At 45.1% G+C, this 1,202-nt stretch carries 1 protein-coding gene; it reads right to left on the minus strand.

Features of this window, described 5'->3' with window-relative positions:
* Nucleotides 1-928 (minus strand): tetratricopeptide repeat protein (locus O9290_RS25400; protein WP_288087660.1); only part of this gene is annotated, 928 nt, incomplete at its 3' end.
* Between the last annotated feature and the right edge of the window lie 274 nt (nt 929-1,202).

Genomic DNA, 1,202 nt, shown 5'->3' on the forward strand with positions numbered 1-1,202 from the left:
CATACAGCACGTTACCGAGACCGTTGTAGGCATAGACATACTTATCATCAAGAGCGAGCGCCCTACGGAACATTTCCTCCGCTTCCTTCAGTTTTTTCTGCTCATACAGCACGTTACCGAGATTGTAGTAGGCAGGGACAGACTGATCATCAAGAGCGAGCGCCCTACGGTACATTTCCTCCGCTTCCGTCAGTTTTTTCTGCTCATACAGCACGTTACCGAGATTGTTGTAGGCATAGACAAACTTATCATCAAGCTCGAGCGCCCTACGGTACATTTCCTCGGCTTCCGTCAGTTTTTTCTGGTCTCTCAGCACGTTACCGAGATTGTTGTAGGCATAGACATACTTATCATCAAGAGCGAGCGCCCTACGGTACATTTCCTCCGCTTCCTTCAGTTTTTTCTGGTCATACAGCACGTTACCGAGACCGTTGTAGGCATAGACATACTTATCATCAAGAGCGAGCGCCCTACGGAACATTTCCTCCGCTTCCTTCAGTTTTTTCTGGTCCGACAGCACGTTACCGAGATTGTTGTAGGCATCGACATACTTATCATCAAGAGCGATCGCCCTACGGTACATTTCCTCGGCCTCCGTCAGTTTTTTCTGCCCATATAGTACATTACCTATATTTTTGTAGGTTTCTGGGAGTTTTGGGTCGAGAGCGAGAGCTTTTTGACAGAAAATCAGTGCTTCGTCTAACTTATTTTGACGGAATAGCGCAGCGCAGAGATTGCTAAAAGCCACAGCACTGTTAGGATCAAGCTGAATAATTTGTCGCCAGATTCTTTCGGCTTCCGGGTATTTTTTTTGCGCTTGAGCAGTTTCACCCTGTTGCCATAACTGCTCCAGTGTTTGTGCCACTGTTGTCGGCGGCATGATCATCAATGCCAAAGTTAACACCCAAGCCAGCCGCACCACTTTCATAAGCTGATTTAAAATATTCCATCTATAGGTTAACAGATAGCAATGGAGTCAGGAACATTGCTGCATCTTAGTCGGTTAAGTAAGTAGTTATAATTACATTGAAGATAGATTTTGCCTCTGATCCCCCCTGCTACCTTGATAAGGCTATCCATTAGTCACATCTTTCTTAACATAAAATTTGACAAAAAGAGAAAAGTGTGCCAGATGGCTCAAGGGGGTTCTATGGGGGAACTAATTTGATGAGATAGTTTCCAAGTCTCGCTGATATCATGTA

Source organism: Microcystis sp. LE19-41.2A, from assembly GCF_027530405.1.
In the GTDB taxonomy this organism is placed as follows: Bacteria; Cyanobacteriota; Cyanobacteriia; order Cyanobacteriales; family Microcystaceae; genus Microcystis; species Microcystis aeruginosa.